This window comes from Veillonella sp. R32, from assembly GCF_010093125.1.
Classification (GTDB): domain Bacteria; phylum Bacillota; class Negativicutes; order Veillonellales; family Veillonellaceae; genus Veillonella_A.
On the sequence record NZ_NMZQ01000012.1, the window covers coordinates 16,378 to 35,432 of the forward strand.

General features: G+C 41.6%; 10 protein-coding genes and 1 tRNA gene. All 11 read left to right on the forward strand.

Annotated features, from left to right (window positions below; translation table 11 throughout):
* Entirely contained in the window at nt 1-2,643 is a 2,643-nt protein-coding gene (mutS, locus tag VER_RS03665; protein ID WP_162099530.1) for a DNA mismatch repair protein MutS, read from the forward strand.
* Nucleotides 2,643-4,700 carry a DNA mismatch repair endonuclease MutL gene (gene mutL, locus VER_RS03670; RefSeq protein ID WP_162099531.1) on the forward strand — a complete coding sequence of 686 codons (2,058 nt, stop codon included), beginning with the start codon at nt 2,643-2,645 and terminating at the stop codon, nt 4,698-4,700. Before mutS ends, mutL begins: the two co-directional genes overlap by 1 nt.
* Nucleotides 4,701-4,702: 2 nt before the next feature.
* Nucleotides 4,703-5,482 carry a class I SAM-dependent methyltransferase gene (locus VER_RS03675; RefSeq protein WP_162099532.1) on the forward strand — a complete coding sequence of 260 codons (780 nt, stop codon included), beginning with the start codon at nt 4,703-4,705 and terminating at the stop codon, nt 5,480-5,482.
* A gap of 14 nt (nt 5,483-5,496) precedes the next feature.
* Complete coding sequence (miaA, locus tag VER_RS03680; RefSeq protein WP_162099533.1) at nt 5,497-6,429, forward strand: tRNA (adenosine(37)-N6)-dimethylallyltransferase MiaA; 933 nt, start codon at nt 5,497-5,499, stop codon at nt 6,427-6,429.
* A gap of 111 nt (nt 6,430-6,540) precedes the next feature.
* Entirely contained in the window at nt 6,541-7,782 is a 1,242-nt protein-coding gene (locus tag VER_RS03685) for a methionine gamma-lyase family protein (RefSeq protein WP_162099534.1), read from the forward strand.
* A gap of 198 nt (nt 7,783-7,980) precedes the next feature.
* Nucleotides 7,981-9,042 carry a tRNA 2-thiouridine(34) synthase MnmA gene (mnmA, locus tag VER_RS03690; protein WP_162099535.1) on the forward strand — a complete coding sequence of 354 codons (1,062 nt, stop codon included), beginning with the start codon at nt 7,981-7,983 and terminating at the stop codon, nt 9,040-9,042.
* Between the two features lie 14 nt (nt 9,043-9,056).
* Nucleotides 9,057-10,859: a translation elongation factor 4 gene (gene lepA, locus VER_RS03695; RefSeq protein WP_162099536.1), complete on the forward strand. Its 1,803-nt coding sequence runs from the start codon at nt 9,057-9,059 to the stop codon at nt 10,857-10,859.
* Nucleotides 10,860-10,919: 60 nt separating this feature from the next.
* The gene (gene hemW, locus VER_RS03700) at nt 10,920-12,104 is read left to right on the forward strand and encodes a radical SAM family heme chaperone HemW (protein ID WP_162099537.1); all 1,185 of its coding nucleotides are present in this window, start codon (nt 10,920-10,922) and stop codon (nt 12,102-12,104) included.
* A gap of 84 nt (nt 12,105-12,188) precedes the next feature.
* Nucleotides 12,189-12,264: transfer RNA gene (locus VER_RS03705), tRNA-Ala, on the forward strand.
* A gap of 167 nt (nt 12,265-12,431) precedes the next feature.
* A complete protein-coding gene (locus VER_RS03710; protein ID WP_162099538.1) occupies nt 12,432-14,153 on the forward strand; it encodes a ShlB/FhaC/HecB family hemolysin secretion/activation protein in 1,722 nt (573 codons plus the stop codon).
* A 12-nt stretch (nt 14,154-14,165) separates the two neighbouring features.
* Nucleotides 14,166-19,055 (forward strand): filamentous hemagglutinin N-terminal domain-containing protein (locus tag VER_RS03715; RefSeq protein WP_162099539.1); only part of this gene is annotated, 4,890 nt, incomplete at its 3' end.

The following is a 19,055-nucleotide window of genomic DNA, read 5'->3' on the forward strand; positions in this document are numbered from 1 at the left end:
ATGAGCAAAAAACAAACGCCCATGATGGATCAATACTTTTCCATAAAAGATAAATATAAAGAAGAGCTTTTATTTTTTCGTTTAGGCGATTTTTACGAGCTCTTTTATGATGATGCCTTAACAGCCTCAAGAGAGCTTAACATTACCCTCACTGGTCGAAATTCTGGTGAAGAAGAGAAAGCCCCCATGTGTGGGGTGCCGTATCATGCGGCGGAAGGTTATATTGAAAAACTTATCAAGAAGGGTTACAAAGTAGCTATTTGTGAGCAAGTGGAAGACCCTAAGACCGCTAAGGGCATTGTGAAGCGCGATGTAATTCGCGTAATTACCCCTGGCACAGTGCTAACGGAAAATGGTACGGAAGCACGTGAAAATAACTTTTTAGCTTTATTTTATCGCACGGACGAAGCATTAATTCTTATTTTCTGTGATGTATCCACTGGTGAAGTGATTTGGGATCGCATGAGCCATGGTGAACGGCAAAGTGGCGTCTATGATGCCTTAGCTATGTATCGTCCATCAGAAATTGTCACCGTTAGTGCTATGCCTCTAGGCAAAGAGTTACAAGACTTTATTGATGTACAATTAGATAAAGTGGCCTTATCGCCTTTTACACCGGACTTAGCTATTGAAGACGTACGCAATCAAGGGATGGTTCATTTTACCGAAGCAGGCCTTTTAGAAGAAGATGTGCTGGAAGGGCTTGGGTACTTATTGACCTATTTAGCCACGGTTATTAAGACCGATATTTCCCATATTAATTATATTCATCCGTTACGGATTGGTGATCGCATGGTGCTGGATACGTCCAGTTTACGCCATTTAGAAGTGACACATAATTTACGGGATGGTGGCGTGAAGGGGACTTTACTTCAAGTCTTAGATAAAACGTTGACGCCTATGGGAGCTCGCCTTTTAAAGCAATGGGTAGAAAGTCCACTTATGGATATTCAGCATATTCAGCGTCGTCAAATGGCTTTAACGGAATTAATTGCTAAACCTACAGAGCAAGGCAAATTACGGGAATTGTTAAAATTAATTTTTGACTTTGAGCGTATTTTAGCTCGTGTGGAAACTGGTTCCGTTTCACCTCGTGATTTTACATCGTTACGTGAATCGCTACGTATCTTGCCGGAATTAAAGGCCATTGCTGGTGCTTTTGAAGGAACCTTACTTCAAGAAGTAGTGAGCCAAATTGATTGTCACAGCGAAGTGTATGATTTATTGGCTCGCGCTATTGCAGACCAGCCTGCTTTGACCTTAAAAGATGGTCGCGTTATCCGTGATGGTTATAATCAAGAATTAGATGATTTACGTTCCTTAGCCTCCAATAGTCAAGAATGGCTACATCGCTTAGAGGAAGAAGCGCGCGCTAAGACTGGGATTCGCCTAAAAACGGGTTACAATAAAGTATTTGGTTATTACTTTGAAGTATCTCATGCTAATGCGGCTGATGTGCCAGATTATTTTATCCGTAAACAAACGTTGGCGAATGCTGAGCGTTATATAACACCAGAACTAAAAGAGTTTGAAGTGAATATTTTAAGCGCTAAGGATAAAATTGTCAGCTTAGAGCAAAAATTATATCAAGAATTGCGCGAAGCTGTAAAAGAAGCGGTAAAACCAATTCAAGCTACCGCTAGAGCGTTAGCTAATCTGGATGTATTATCGGGGCTTGCACAAGTGGCGTATGAAGAACAGTATATTTGTCCTACTATGACTATGAATGGGCAAATCACCATTCGTGATGGTCGCCATCCTGTGATTGAGAAGTTTTTAAAACGAGAAGTGTTCGTACCTAATGATGTGACTTTAAATCATAATGGGGAAGAATTTTTACTCATTACAGGGCCTAACATGGCCGGTAAATCTACCTATATGCGGCAAGTAGCAGTTCTTATGATTATGGCGCAAATTGGTTCTTTCATTCCAGCTCGTGAGGCTGTTATTTCCCCAGTAGACCGTATTTTTACGCGTGTAGGGGCTAGTGATGATATTTCGACGGGCCAAAGTACTTTTATGGTAGAAATGAAAGAAGTAGCTTATATTCTCAATAATGCAACGGCCAATAGTTTGCTTATTCTTGATGAAATTGGTCGTGGTACTAGTACTTTTGATGGTCTGAGTATTGCCCAAGCGGTGGTGGAATATATTTGTAAGCACATTCATGGCAAGACTTTATTCGCTACTCACTATCATGAATTAATTCCTTTAGAAGAACAATATGAAAAATTAAAGAATTATACCGTAGCGGTTAAAGAAAAAGGGAAAGATGTTGTCTTTTTACGGCGCATTGTACGAGGTGGCGCCGATCGCAGTTACGGTATCCATGTCGCTAAATTAGCAGGTTTGCCAAACTCAGTATTAAAACGGGCTGAAGTTATTTTAAGTGCTTTAGAAGGTAGCGCTGAATCCAAAGAAGCTGATGCTTTAGCTAGCGTAACTGGTGAAACGATGAACGCTTCAAGCCAGGCAGCTACACAAGTAGAAAGCACGGTAGGTGCGCCTACGAATGCTAATTTATTCACTACCTCTGTGCTTGACGATTTATTAGCTGTGGATGTAATGAGTTTAACACCGATTGAAGCATTAAATGTACTATACAAATTGCAAGAAGAAGCCCGTAAGGGAGGTGGCCAGTAATGGCACTGATTCATGTTCTTGACGAAGTAACAATTAATAAAATAGCAGCTGGGGAAGTGGTTGAGCGGCCAGCTTCGGTAATCAAAGAACTGCTAGAGAATTCCCTAGACGCAGGTGCTACGTCCATCGAAGTGGAAATCGCTGATGGTGGCACTAGTTATATGCGAGTTACTGATAATGGTTCTGGTATGACCGAAGAAGATGCACGCTTAGCGGTTCTTCGTCATGCTACGAGTAAAATAAAATCGGTGGATGACTTATTTGACATTGCATCCTTAGGCTTTCGTGGCGAAGCGTTAGCCAGTATTGCTTCCGTATCCCATTTTAGTTTGACTACTCGCAAGGTAGATCAGGAATTGGGTACACGCATTTTAATTGATGGTGGCAAATTTACGGATTGTTTGCCTTTTGGGGCTCAACCAGGAACGACGATTGAAGTAAGAGATTTATTTTTTAACACTCCCGCACGGCGTAAATTTTTAAAAACGGACCGTACGGAAGGGGCTAAAATTCAAGATATTGTCGGCAAATTAGCCTTAAGTAATCCTCATGTGGCGTTTAAGCTAATTAGTAATGATACAGTCAGTATTGTTGTGCCTGGGAATGGTAATTTAATCGATACAGTATCCGCTTTGTACGGCTATAAAGTGAGTGATGATATTTTCCCTATTGCCTATGAATCGGAAGGGATTACGATTCAAGGGGTTGTTAGTAAACCGACGCTATTGAAGAGTAGTCGTATTTGGCAAACTGTGGTAGTCAATAATCGCGTTATTTCAGATAAAGCGATTACGAAGGCAATCGATAATGCGTATCATGCATTACTGCCTAAAGGGGGCTATCCATTAGTGCTCTTGACTATAACGGTGCCACCAGGTACGGTGGATATTAATGTCCATCCTCGTAAGAGTGAAGTGAAATTTGAAGATGATAAGCCTGTATTTAAAGCTGTATATCATGCTGTTTTACAGGCTTTGCAGAATCCACTGCAGCAACAAGGTCTTAGTGAGGCTCCTTGGGCTGATAGCGAAGGGCCATTGTCACCTGATAGTATTACAACCGCTGTTAATTATGATAAGTCCTTTACTAAGCAAGGCCTTGAAAAGTTAAATGATATTGATCTATTAGGTGACCGTGAGCCTGTGGTAGATTTAGAATATAATCGTCCTCAATTGTCTTCGGTGGCTCGTGAAAAGACGGAACACTTTGTACAGAAATTGAGAGCAGAAGGTTATGAAGCACCTAAGCGCACAACCTATGAGCAAAGCTCTTGGGTTGAGTCCGGTGATTTCACGGAAGGTTTTGTACCTAAAAGCTATACTACGGAAGATAAAGAAAAATTTCGTCAACTAGCGGCTAACTTACGCCGTGAGCAAAGTACAGCTCCTAGTGATAAGCCAACGGAGCTTGAAACGGGTGTTAATACATATAGAAATGTGCCTGCTGGCGAATATGAACCAAGTAGTAAACAGCCTTTACCAGTTAATACAACGGGGTTATTACCCTTAGGTCAAGTGGCTTCTTGCTATATTTTGGCTAAAAAAGGGGATAATCTTTATATTATCGATCAGCATGCAGCGCATGAGCGTGTGCGCTATGATACCCTATGTAAGTCTGCTGAGGCAATCCCTATGCAAGAATTGCTGATTCCACAATACGTAGAAGCTAATGAAGAGGAATTAATTATTGTGGAAGAACAAGGTGATACGCTGTTAAACCTCGGTTTTCAAGTGGTGCAAGGGGGACCGACTCAATTAAAAATTGAAGGGTTACCGATTGATTTAGTGGAAAGCAAAGGGGAAGAGATACTTCGCTATGTTTTCTCGTTGTTAAAAGATTTTCAAGAACCTACTAAAGCACAGTTGCGTCATGAAATGTTAGCCTATGCATCCTGTCGTGGTGCTATTAAAGCCGGTCATAATCTAAATACCTATCAAATGGCGGTACTCATTGAAGACTTATTTCATACGGATAAACCTTATGTATGTCCTCATGGTCGTCCTACGATTATTAAGTTTACCCCAGAAGAATTGGGCAAACTCTTTTTGCGGAGTTAATGATGGCGATTGTAACAATTTCACAAAAAGGCAAAGACCAGGAAGTAGCTAAGGCTAACGAAGTGGCTAAGCTCTTACAATTACCCTATGTAGCTCGCAAAGGTCTTTCTTTACCTCGTTTACAAGCTCAACATGAGGGCGAAGACATTCTCATTGTTAGTAAACAAGGACCAAAGTTATACACTGGCGAAGGAAAGGCTCATGAATTTCACTTGTCCATGGCACAGCTTCGTATCATTGCCTATGATAGAGGACAACGAGATCATTTAATCGAAGCCTTAGGTTTGGAGCCACTACATTCGTTGTTGGATTGTACGGCCGGCTTAGGGAGTGATAGCTTGTTAGTGGCTTATGCAAGACCAGAAATTAGTCGTCTAGTAGCGTTAGAGGGCAATCCTCTATTAGCTTATATTACTAATTATGGGTGTCGCCATTTTACTCATAAATCAGAAGCCGTTACACAGGCTTTGCGTCGCATTCAAGTCTGTGCTATGCGCTATGAAACATTTTTACAACAAGCGAGTACTAATAGTTTTGATGTGGTATATTTTGACCCCATGTTTGAAGTACCTGTAAAAGAAAGCCCACAATTTTTGAGTCTTCGTGGTCATGTATTGGCCACCTCTATGACTGAGACTATGCTAAAGGAAGCCAAAAGAGTGGCTCGTAACCGTGTTATCATTAAAGAGCGCCCGTTTAGCTTGGTGTTTCAAACTTGGGAGCCTTCTTATATAGAAGGTGGCACCTATAGCAATGTAGCCTATGGTGTGTATAAGGTGTAAGTAAGGAGGCATCCATGGAATCATTAATTACTATTTTAGGGCCAACAGCGGTGGGCAAAACTGAGTTAACCTTACGCCTAGGAGAGGCTTTAAATGGCGTAGTTATTTCAGGGGATGCGTATCAAATATATAGAGGGTTGAATATTGGTACGGCCAAACCAACCGCTGAAGAATTGAGAAGGGTACCACATCGTTTGATTGATATTCGGAATGCTGAAGATAGCTATAGCGTAGCGGATTTTCAAAATGAAGCTAGTCGAGCCATTACAGCAGCTCATGAAATAGGACAAATGCCTATCTTATCAGGCGGTACTGGTTTTTATGTTCAATCCTTGTTGGAAGGATTTGATTTCTCTGTAGAGGGGCCAGATACAGGTATTCGCGAGCGTTTAGAACATATGTGGCAAACGGATGGTGAGTCAGCTGTATTGGCTTATGGTAACGAATTAGCTGCTAAAGGTAATATTACGCTACGTTTTACTGATAAACATCGGTTGTTTAGAGCTATTGAGTTGATGGAACAAGGGAATTATGAGGCCCTCATACATCAAACAAAAGCAGGCTTATCTTATGAAGGACCGGTTATGGGCTTGCGTCGTAATCGTGAGGAATTATACAAGCGTATTAATTTACGAGTTAATATCATGGTAGATCAAGGGTTATTTGAAGAAGTAGAGGCCTTGTTAGACAGTGGTGTATCACCTCATTGCCAAGCTTTTAAAGGAATTGGCTATAAAGAGGTGGTTGCTTATTTTCAAGGTCAATGTACTAAAAGCGAAGCCATTAGCGCCATTCAGCAGAACACAAGACGTTTTGCGAAGCGACAAATTACTTGGTATAAACGGATGCCTTATATTACTTGGCTAGATTGCGACAAGAGAACAAGTGACTCTATTTATGAGGAGGCTATGGCGCTTATTCAAACACAGCTAATGATAGGTCAGTGAAGTGATTACAATTAGAACGCAACACTATCTATTTTGGCTTGAATTTTTTATAGGCTATTAGTAGAACCAGATTAATCTATTTATTATTTTCAGTTAGGATGTTTATATAGAATGAATTTAGATCGTATTCGTGACGAAGCCTTGCGCATGGCAGAGCCACAGTTTAAACAGTTTGAACCTATTGCGTTACATAACACTAAGAAAGTATTAGAAGCATTTAAAGAATGCCAATTGAGTGATTATCATTTCAATGGCACTAGCGGTTACGGCTATAATGATAGTGGCCGTGAAAAGCTGGATGAAGTATTTGCCCATGTATTTAAAGCAGAAAAAGCTTTAGTTCGGGCTCATTTTGTATCAGGAACCCATGCCCTTGCAACAACGCTAGTAGCCTTACTAGGTAGTGGTAAAGAGGGCAAAGAATTTGTATATGCCGTAGGGGCTCCTTATGATACGATGCAATCCGTAATTGGTGTACCCCATTCTGTGCGGAATTCGTTAGTGGAACGTGGTTTTATCTATAAAGAAGTGCCATTAAAAAACAATACGTATGATTTAGAAAGCATTGTAGCAGCGGTTACAGAAGATACACGAGTAGTGGTAATTCAACGTTCGCGTGGCTATAGTACGCGTGAGCCTTTATCGGTTGCCGATATTGAAATCATCTGTAAAGCTGTAAAAGCGAAGAATCCAAAGACTCTTTGCTTTGTCGATAATTGCTATGGTGAATTTACAGAAACGACGGAGCCGTTAGAACATGGCGCTGATATTATGGCAGGCTCTTTAATTAAAAACGCTGGCGGTGGCATTGCGCCTACCGGTGGTTATGTAGCTGGTAAAGCAGAGCTGGTAGAAGATGTAGCGTATGAGTTGACGGCGCCAGGTTTAGGTGATCATATGGGCTCCTATTCACCAGGCTATCGATTATTCTTCCAAGGTTTATTCTTAGCGCCCCATGTAGTATTACAAGCCTTGAAAGGGGCTGTATATACAGCCGCCGTAGGCACTTTGTTAGGCTATGAAGTATTCCCTAAAGTGGATTCCCCTCGCTTTGATTTAATTCAGGCTATTAATCTTCATAATGCGGAAGAAATGGAACAATTTTGCCGTGGTATGCAGGCCTATTCTCCGGTAGATGCCCATGTTCGTCCTGTACCTGGTGATATGCCTGGTTATACGGACCAAATCATTATGGCGGGTGGTACCTTTGTACAAGGTTCTTCGATTGAACTCAGTGCTGATGGTCCCGTTCGTCCACCTTATACTATTTTTATGCAAGGTGGCTTAGTGTTTGAACATTCAATGTTAGGCATTTTAGGGGCTGCTGAAGAAATTTTAGCGCATAGAGAATAGTCGCCTTTTACAGGATATTTCTAGATATCTCTATATATTAGACCTATTTTGTGTTATACTATCTTTTGCTTTAGTTTTTAAAGCATTCTGTATCTACATTTTTATTTTTTGAGTCAGTATATACATATTCGGACTTTCACTCTGTATCATGTATATTGAGTTACTGTACAGGTCAAGCGACCAACAGAAGGAGAAAGCATGGAAAACGTTGTAGCAGTTGCAATGAGTGGGGGCGTAGATAGCTCCTTAACAGCGTCGATGCTGTTAGAACAAGGGTATAAGGTATTTGGTATTACCTTGCGTTTATGGGTAAGTGACACGGATCCAGATGATGTGCCATTAGCCGTAACCGATGCTAAGAAAATGTGTGATTTTCTTGGTATTGAGCATCATGTAGTCGATGCTCGGGATATTTTTTATGATAATGTGGTAGATTATTTTGTTAATGAATATGCCGCTGGCCGCACGCCGAATCCCTGTGTATTCTGTAATAAAAATATAAAATTTGATTTACTATTAAACAGAGCTTTAGAACTAGGCGCTACGCACATGGTAACCGGTCACTATGCGCAAGTTCGTTATAATGAAGCGACAAAATTATATGAACTTCATAAAGGGGATGACCCTTCGAAGGATCAAAGCTATGTATTATATACTTTGAATCAACATATTCTAAGTCATCTTATGTTCCCTCTAGGGGCGCAAAAGAAGACCTTAACTCGTGAAATGGCGAATGATCGTGATTTACCAGTAGCGAATAAACCAGATAGTGAAGATATTTGTTTCTTGCCAAATCATAACTATCAAGGGTTTATTAAAAAACAGTTGACAACAGCACCTAAGTCAGGCAATATTGTTCATGAAAATGGTGAAATTTTAGGTCAACATAATGGTTTATTTAATTACACTATTGGGCAACGTAAAGGTCTAGGGATTGCTTATAAATACCCCTTGTATGTTGTTCGTTTAGATGGTGAAAAGAATGAAGTAATTGTTGGTCCTGATGAAAGTTTATTTACGAATCGTATGATTTGTAAGCATTATAACTTCTTATCAGGTACTATTCCACAAGAGTTACATGCAGCAGGGAAAATTCGCTATGCAGCGAACCCATCACCATGTGTAGCTCGTATATTAGATGATGAAACGATGGAAGTTGTATTTGAAACGCCACAGCGGGCCATCACGCCAGGTCAATCGGTCGTATTCTATGACGGCACGCAAGTCCTTGGAGGAGGCGTTATCGAAACTGTTTGTTAGAGAGAGGTAATTTGATGTCCACTGAGCATATCCGCAATTTTTGTATTATTGCCCATATAGACCATGGCAAATCCACCTTGGCCGACCGTTTGATTGAAACAACGGGAACACTCACTAAACGTGAGATGGAAGCCCAAGTATTGGACTCTATGGATTTAGAACGTGAACGTGGTATTACCATTAAAGCCCAATCGGTTCGTCTATTACATACGGCTAAAGATGGTAAACAATATACGTTAAATTTAATTGATACACCGGGTCATGTTGATTTTAGCTATGAAGTATCACGCTCCTTAGCCGCTTGTGAAGGGGCTTTGTTAGTGGTAGATGCAGCACAAGGGGTTGAAGCACAAACCTTGGCGAATGTTTATTTAGCCTTAGAACATGATTTAGAAATTATTCCTGTCATCAATAAAATTGACTTGCCAAGTGCTGATGTAGAGCGGGTAAAGAAGGAAATTGAGGATATTATCGGTCTTGATGCATCAGATGCTATTCTAGCCAGTGCGAAATCAGGGATTGGGATTCAAGATATTTTAGAAGCCATTGTAGAGCGTATTCCGGCACCCCCAGATAAATCGGATGAGCTAACTCGTGCTTTGATTTTTGACTCTCGCTTTGATTCTTACAAAGGGGCTATTGCTTACGTTCGTGTTAAAGAAGGGTCTATTAAAAAACGTGACATTATTCGCATGATGCATGATAATAAAGACTTTGAAGTCACTGAGCTAGGTGTATTTACCCCTAATTTATTACCTGTGGACGAATTGACCTGTGGTAGCGTAGGTTGCGTAGCTGCTAGCATTAAAAATGTAGGGGATTGCCATGTAGGTGATACCATTACTAAAGCAGATGCACCAGCGGCTGAGCCATTGCCAGGGTATCGTAAAGCGGTGTCTATGGTATACTGTGGTCTATATCCAACAGATAGTAAAGATTATGATAATTTGCGTGATGCTTTAGAAAAATTAAATCTTAACGATGCGGCCCTTGAATATGAACCTGAAACATCGATTGCTTTAGGCTTTGGTTTCCGTTGTGGTTTCCTAGGTTTATTGCACATGGATGTTATTCAAGAACGGTTAGAGCGTGAATATAATTTAACGCTTATCACCACCGCACCAAGCGTTAACTATAAAGTGCACAAAACAAATGGTGAAGTGCTTGAAATTGATAATCCAGCAAAGTTACCACCACCAACGGAAATTGACTATATTGAAGAACCATATGTTAAAGCCACTACTATCGTACCAAAAGACTTTGTAGGGGCCATTATGGAACTGTCCCAAGATAAACGTGGCGAATACCAATCCATGGAATATTTAGATGAAACTCGTGTATCTATCGTATATCATTTACCATTAGGTGAAATCATTTATGATTACTTTGATAAGTTAAAATCAGCTACTAAAGGGTATGCTTCGCTCGATTATGAATTGATTGGCTATCAGACCTCACCAATGGTTAAAATGGATATTCTCCTTAATGGTGAGCCTGTGGATGCACTGAGTATTATCGTCCATAAAGATCGGGCGGCTATGCGTGGTCGTGCGTTGGCTGAAAAATTAAAAGAGTTAATTCCTCGTCAAATGTTTGAAATTCCAATTCAAGCAGCGGTGGGTAATAAAATTGTAGCCCGTGAAACGGTTAAGGCTTGGCGTAAAGACGTATTAGCTAAATGTTATGGTGGTGACATTAGCCGTAAACGTAAATTATTAGAAAAACAAAAAGAAGGTAAGAAACGTATGAAAGCGGTAGGGAGCGTTGAAATTCCACAAGAAGCGTTCATGGCGATTCTTAAAGTTGACGATAAATAAATCAGTATAGGCTGAAATGAAGGCGTCAATACTGATGACGATATAAAAAGGAGTTTGTGTATGAATAACACAGGCACGGCCTCTTTTACGACGTCATATACACGGGATATGGGGGTATACCTTCATATCCCGTTTTGTCGTAAAAAATGCTCTTATTGTGATTTTGCCTCTTATGAAGGGCTAGAAGCTTATTATGAGGATTATGTAGAGGCTCTATGTAGTGAAATCGAATTATGGGCTAAACAATATCCAGCAAGCACATCGATTCCCGTACAAACTATATATTTTGGTGGGGGCACACCGACTCAATTGTCCATTGCACAAATTGAACAAATATTAAACGTGCTGTACAAACAGTATCCGTGTAATCATGTAATTGAAATATCTATGGAAGCGAATCCTGGAGAAATAGACAAGTCCTATTTGAATGATTTAAAATCCCTAGGTGTTACACGTTTGAGTTATGGTGTACAGACCTTTGATGATAATTTATTAACTATATTACGACGCGGTCATACGGCTAGTATGGCTAAACAAGCTATTTACGATGCGTTGGAAGTAGGCTTTCAGTCTGTTAGTGGTGATTTAATTTATGCATTACCGGGTCAACATCTTAAGGACATTGAAACTAATGTTAAAACCTTGGTTGATTTAGGCGTGAGCCATGTTTCTATTTATGGGTTACAATTAGAGGAAGGAACAAACCTTCATAAACAAGTGACGCAAGGAATGTTAACATTGCCTAGTGATGATGAAAATGAAGCCATGTATGATTGTATGCTTGATCAATTAGCTACTTATGGCTTTGAACGGTATGAAATTTCAAATTTTACCAATCGTGAGGCTTATAGTTATCACAATTTACGCTATTGGCAATATAAAGATTACTTAGCTTTTGGCGCAGGCGCCTATTCCTTTTATGAAAATGTAAGACGTAATAATGAACCTTATGTAGTCCCTTATATAAATCGATTGCGTCAAGGCTTATTGCCAGTAGTATTTGAAGAAATGATTACTGAAACCCGAGCTGTAGAAGACTTTTGTTTCTTAGCTTTGCGTACTAAATGGGGATTATCTAAAAGTAATTTTGAAAACCGTTTTAATCAATCTTTGCTTGCTATTTTTGGACAGGAATTAGAACAATTAACAAAACAAGGTTTACTGCAACAAGTTGAAGATTCTTGGTGCTTAACAAGGGAAGGGGCTAAACATGGGAATTATGTGTTTAGTCAGTTTATACGATGATAGATACTGATTTAAATATATTTTATAATTTGGATTGTATTGACATCCCCCTCATGTATTTAGTAATATATAGAAGTAATGCATGGGGGTATAGCTCAGCTGGGAGAGCGCTTGAATGGCATTCAAGAGGTCAGCGGTTCGATCCCGCTTATCTCCACCATAAGAACTGCACAATTGTGCGGTTCTTTTTTTATACAAAACGTTATAGTTTGATTTTTATGAAAAAATAATGATGGACAAATGTTCATATATGAGATAAAATTGTCATAAATAGAATAGATATAGGTAGAAAATATATTGATTAAGTAAGAGGTTAGGAGTGTTATTATGAAGCAGGCTTGGGTTAACATGGCTGTAGTTATGGCTATTAGTGCGCCTGTATGGGGAATTGCACCAGTAAGTGCCGCTGATTCAGCGATACCGAATGTAGTACAGCAAGAACAATTAGAAATGGCGCGGCAACGAGCAGAGGCTCGTAATGAACGAAACCAGACAAAGCGAGTAGAGATAGAAGGTATCCGTACGTCCACTGATGCAGACAATGCAGTAGATGAGACGGGGCCTTCTTTTTTTATTACTCATATTGAACTGGGTGATGAAAATCAGACCGATGTATTAGAGGGAGAGTTTCGCTTTTTAGAACCACTACTTCGTAATGGTGAACAGCAAGCTATGAATGTGGGAGCCATAGAAGTATTTGTGAAATCTCTTAACGAAGCCCTGATTAATCGTGGTTTTATTACGTCACAGGTGCGTATTCCGGAGCAAAATATTGAGTCTGGCACTTTACGGTTAACCTTATTGCCTGGGCGCTTAGGTCGTGTGCTTTATAGTGAAGGGAGTTTGACACCCTCGTGGGAGTCTGCCTTTCCGATTCGGGAAGGAGATATTTTAAATGTACGACGGTTAGAACAAGGGCTAGAACAAATGAAGCGGGTTAGCTCACAAGATGTTACCATGCAGCTTGTGCCGGGCGATACGGTAGGGACAACGAATGTGGAATTAACTGTGACTAAAACAGGGCATGTAGCGCATGGGATTATATCCGTAGACAATTCGGGGCTGCGTAGTACAGGACGCTCACAAGTTAATCTAGCAGTAGCATTAGACCAGGCATTGGGGGATAACGATATATTGCGGGGCAACTTAGGTCTTGATGGGGAGCGTATGGGCTATCAAGGTGGTACCCGGAATCGAAGTCTCAGTTATTCTATTCCGCGCGGTTGGGATACCTTTTCGTTGTCGTATGGGGCGTATAACTACCATCAACAGGTAATGAGTCAGCCCTATGATTTTATAAGTCGTAGCCGAGTACATACGGCTCCTTTCACATGGGATCATGTATATCATCGGTCCCAACATACGAAAGCCGCGTATGATGTGACGGTTCATAAACGGAGTTCGCATGTGTATATTAATGACTTAGAAATTCCGGTACAGGCATTAAATACTACCGCTTTAGAGCTGGGGCTATCTAGTCGTACCTATATAGGCAATGCTACTTTATATACTCGGATTGGACAGAAACTTGGTGTCGGTTGGTTAGGGGCTCAAGAGGAGTTAGCAGGGCCCGATACACCACGCACACGGTATCATCAGTGGCTTTTTGATGTAGAGTATACGAAACCGTTTACTTTAGGGCATCGACCAGCCGCTTATCGGGCGAATTTTCATGGACAGTGGACCGCAGGGCATGCAAGACTATATGGGGTAGATCAAATTAGTTTAGGGAATCGTTATACTGTGCGAGGGTTTGATGGCGAATATACGCTATCAGGTGAACATGGCTGGTATATACAACAGGAGTTAGCCAGCCGTATTCCTTCGTTACAAAGTGAGGTGTATGTAGGCCTTGATGTAGGCGCTGTGTATGGTGTGAGTACGGATGTATTAGTAGGCCGAACCATTGCCGGGATGGCGTTAGGTATGCGGGGTCAGTTTAAGTCAGGGGTAGGCTATGATGTATACATAGGAGCCCCTATATATAAACCAGAGGGGTATCCAACTAAGCGGGCTGATGTAGCTGCTATGGTATATTATGCATTTTAAAGGGGACGCAGTATGAGTAAGAATACGGAGCAAACAGCATTACGCCGTAAGATTACGGCTTGGATTACATTAGGTATATTTTTGGTAGAGCCTATGAGTGCATTAGGGGCACCGATTATGCCGGATACAAAGGCACCTGCCGTGCACCAACCATTGGTGCAAGAAACAGCGAATGGGGTACCCTTAGTCAATATTACAGCGCCTACGGCTAGTGGTGTATCACGAAATCAATATGAAGCGTTCAATGTACCTGCTAAGGGGGCTATTTTAAATAATAGTTATACGCTGTCAGAGACTAAGCTAGCTGGTTTTGTACAAGGTAACCAAAATATGGTAAAAGGGCCAGCTACGATTATTGTGAATGAAGTGACGAGTGCCCATCCAACGGCTATGAATGGTTTTTTAGAAGTAGCGGGTTCTAAGGCCAGCGTAGTTATTGCTAATCCTAATGGTATTACCGTCAATGGGGGTGGCTTTATTAATACGAATCAGGCCATGTTGACAACAGGTAAGCCAATCTTTGATGCGACAGGCAATTTACAACGCTTAGAGGTAACAAAGGGCCAGATTACGGTTGAAGGAACAGGCCTTGATGCAAGAACGACTAGCAAATTAGATATCTTAACCCGAGCAGCTACAATGAATGCTGGTGTTTGGGGGCAAGATATTAATGTAATCACAGGCGCTAATCAAGTAACCTACGAAACGTTAGGGACGACGCCAATAGGTACTGCTGAGCAAGAGGGCGTAGCCCTTGACGTAGGAGCTATAGGAGGGATGTATGCAAATCGTATTATGCTTATTGGCACGGCGCGTGGTATGGGTGTTAATATGGCGGGACGCATAGAGTCTGATACCACCCTAACCCTAGATGCGGCTGGGAATTTACATAATACAGGCTATATGCAAAGTAAGGGCACAGAGGCGATTGCAGTTCGCAATCTAACGAATACGGGCATCCTTGCAACTGAAGAAATACAACAAATACAGGCTGAGCAGGTACAAAATAGTGGACATATGGTGGCTAAGGCGGGGCAAACTATTACAGGACATGATCTCACCAATAGTGGTGTCATCAGCAGTGAAGGAACCCAGCAATTGACGTTGCAAGATGTAACGAATACAGGCACTATATATGGTAACACTGAGCAGATTGTAGAGGCGCGCCATGTCATAAATCAAGGGCGCATATATAGTGATGGGAATCAGCACTTGACGGCTACCAGTGTAGCGAATGAAGGTACAATACATAGTCAAGGTCATCAAATAATAGCTGTTACTGATATGGTGACAAATACGGGGACTGTACAGGCTAAGCAGGATCAGGCCATTACGAGTCCAATTCTTACTAATAGTGGTACGATTTATAGCGGACAGAATCAAGAGCTACAGGCCGAAACAATTACTAATACAGGCACCGTGTATGCAAAGGGGGCGCAACAGACGACTACAGGTACGTTAGCTACACATAACACCTGGGGCTCTCAGGGGGCTATGAAACTTGTGGTGCGGGATAGTCTGACCAATGGAGGGCTTGTAGCGGCCGGTCTTACGGAAGAGGGACAGCTAACAGGACAAAGCCATCTCAACGTATCGGCCGTAGCGGTAGATAACGCCAAGAGCCAAGTATTAAGTAGTGGACAGTTAGTGGTCAATACACAGCGATTAAACAATACAGACGGCTATGTAGGTAGCCAAGGAGATATGACATTGACCGCTAAGGAAGCCCTTACTAACACGCAGGGGACGCTAGTGAGTGATGGGGATATACATGTAACAGCGCCCAATATTACGAATGAACGGGGGCAAGTTACGGCAAAGGGAACTGCCACTATGTCTGGTCAGACTGTTGATAACCAATCTGGTCGTATTACAAGTATAGAGGCTACAACCATACAGGCTAAAGAAGCGCTTCAAAATACTAGAGGTACCATTACTTCGCAAGGGAACCTTACTGTTACGACCCCATCGGTGCAATTGGATGGCATACTAGCCGCAGGAACTGACGCGGTTATTACTACGACGGGTGATATTACGAATCGAAATAGTGTGGACGGGTATGGTATTACCTCGGCTGGTAGACATGTAACCATAAAGACTACGGGAACGATTGATAATGAAAAAAATATAGAGGCTGGTGGCACCCTTACAATTCAGGCTAAGGGAATGGTGCAAGGAGCCCATGCAGAAAGTAATGGCCGTGATGTGGATCTACAGGTAGCAACCATTGATAATGTAGGTCTTATTCAAGCTGACCAACAACTAACCATAGGGAGTCAGACGATAACGAATCATAGTATGGGCCGTATTTATGGTGAAGCGATACATATGGAAACGAGTTCGCTAGATAATTATACGGACAAAGCCTTAGAAGCTAAGCTAGCGACTGAACTGGCACAATTAAAAGTCCGGGAAACGGCTCTTAATGCGGCCTTTGCTGTGGATGTTACGGGCTTTACTACACGTGATGAAGAAGCGGCCTATAAAGCTAAGATAGCAGAGGAAACCGCAAAGTATGAGACGCAGTTAGCCGTCGTAAAGGATATAGCGACCCAGCTAGCGACGTTACCTGCGGGAACGATAGCGGGGCGCACTTCAGTGGCGATTACAGGCGATACCTTACGTAATTCGAATCATAGCCTCATCTATAGTGGTGGAGATATGACCTTGGTAGGTAAACACTCCATGGAAAATGCTGGGGCTACTATAGAAGCCATTGGTAAGATGACACTGACTACCCCTAGTTTACGTAATACCAATACGGCTTTTTCTAGTGAACGAAAAATTACAAAGGAAGCTGAATTGGGTGATATGATTCGTATTGACCAAGTGGGTCATTTTGAACAAGGACAGTCATTTCCTAAAGAAGAGTTTAGCGGCTTAGGCAGTGGGTATGGGGCTACTCATAGTACAACGGTAACAGTAAAAGAAGAATTGGATGAAGCTAAATATGATACGGTACGAAAATTAACTTTAAAGGAACGGTTAGCTGGTGTAGAACCACCTGATCCTGCTTTAATTGGTAAATATATGCCGAATTATGATTATGATGATCCTATTTTTGCGCAGTTTGGTATAACACCTATGAGTACGCCACGGCCTGTGGATGGTGATCCTAATCAGGCGGCTTGGGATGCACAGTTTCAAGCCTTATTTGACCAATTGAATCCTAAGATTAGGGCCTACAATGAGGAAGTGCGGGCCTATAACGAAGCCCATAAAACCCCAGCTATTCATCCGTACACCATCCAACGGCGTCATATATTGCAATCGAATGTATTTATGACATCCAATCAAAATGGATTGATTCGCTCAGGGCAGACTATGGCGATTCATGGGGATGTGTTTAATGAAAATAGTAAATTCGTAGCGGGTAGTGATATGACGATTACAGGGGCCTTAGAGAATCCGACGGTAAAAGCCCAAGAAATGACATATACCTTTGGTACAGATCAATCGAGTTATACCTATAAACGAGGGTGGCCACATAAATCCAGACGTCGTGGCTATAACTCTGAAGTAGCCGTTACGCCTACTATACAATTAGGAAACCCAGCAGCGTTAGGGCAAGCGGGTGAACTATCTCATACGAATACAGTACCGGCCGGTAAAGATATTACGGCTAGTAAACGAGCCGATGTAGCGCAGGTGCTTGATCCGTTTACACCTACGAAAGCGCAAGCGGATAATACCTCTGTGACAGCACGAGTGGCACCGATTGAGCCGATTACGTTACCAAGCCTATATTTCGTGCACCCTGAAAGTACTGCTAAATACTTAGTGGAAACAGATAGTCGCTTTACGAATAAGAAAGAATTTTTGTCGTCAGATTACATGATATACCAACTAGGCTGGAATCCAGATCGAGTTCAGAAAAAATTAGGCGATGGTTTCTATGAACAATCCCTTATTCGCGATCAAGTGATGGCTCTTACGGGCAAGCGATATATTGATGGCTATTCGAATGACGAAGAGGGCTATAAAGCCCTTATGGATCAAGGGGTTGCGTTTGCCAAACAATATAACCTCACGATGGGTGTAAGTCTAACCAAAGAACAAATGGCACAGCTAACTAGTGATATTGTATGGCTTGAATCTAAAGAAGTTACTGTTAATGGTGAAACCTATACAGTGCTCTATCCTCATGTATATATGCATCCAGGACAGACGATGACCTTAGAAACTGATGGGTCCCTTATTAGGGGTAAGAACTTAGTGGTGAAGACGACGAAAGCCATTGAAAATGAGGGGACTCTATTGGGGGATACCCTTGTCTTAACAGGTAGTTCTATTCGTAACTCAGGCCTTATTGCTGGAGGCTCTATCTTAGCAAATAGTACGGGCAATATAGAGTCAACAGGGCAAATTAGAGGAACAAATCGAGTACAGCTATTGGCTGACGAGGATATAGCCATTCATAATACGATTAATCAATATAAGAACCAAGAGGCGTATAACCAAACAGCAGGTATTGCTGTAACGGGTAATGAAGGAGTATTGTTATTAGGTGCTAAGAAAGATTTGACTATCCAAGGTGCTGTGTTACAGAATTTAGGTACGAATGGGAGTACTGTCTTACAAGCGGGACAGACTGTATCTCTTATGGCTGATACCGTGTCCTCTAAGAAGGCGACTGTACTTGATGCGAAGAATTACTCCCACAGTTATGACCGGTTAGATAATGGCGCTATCATCCAAACCGCAGGAGACCTAGTTGTGGTAGCGGGTGATTCGATTCAAGCTAAAGCGGCCACCGTACAAAGTGAAGCCGGTGCAGTACAATTAGAGGCCGGTAAGGACATTTCCTTAACCAGTGGTGAAGCCATTCATAACCAAGATTATGGGATTTCGTATAAATCAAGAGGGCTATTGTCGTCTAAGAAAACAACCATACAAACCGAA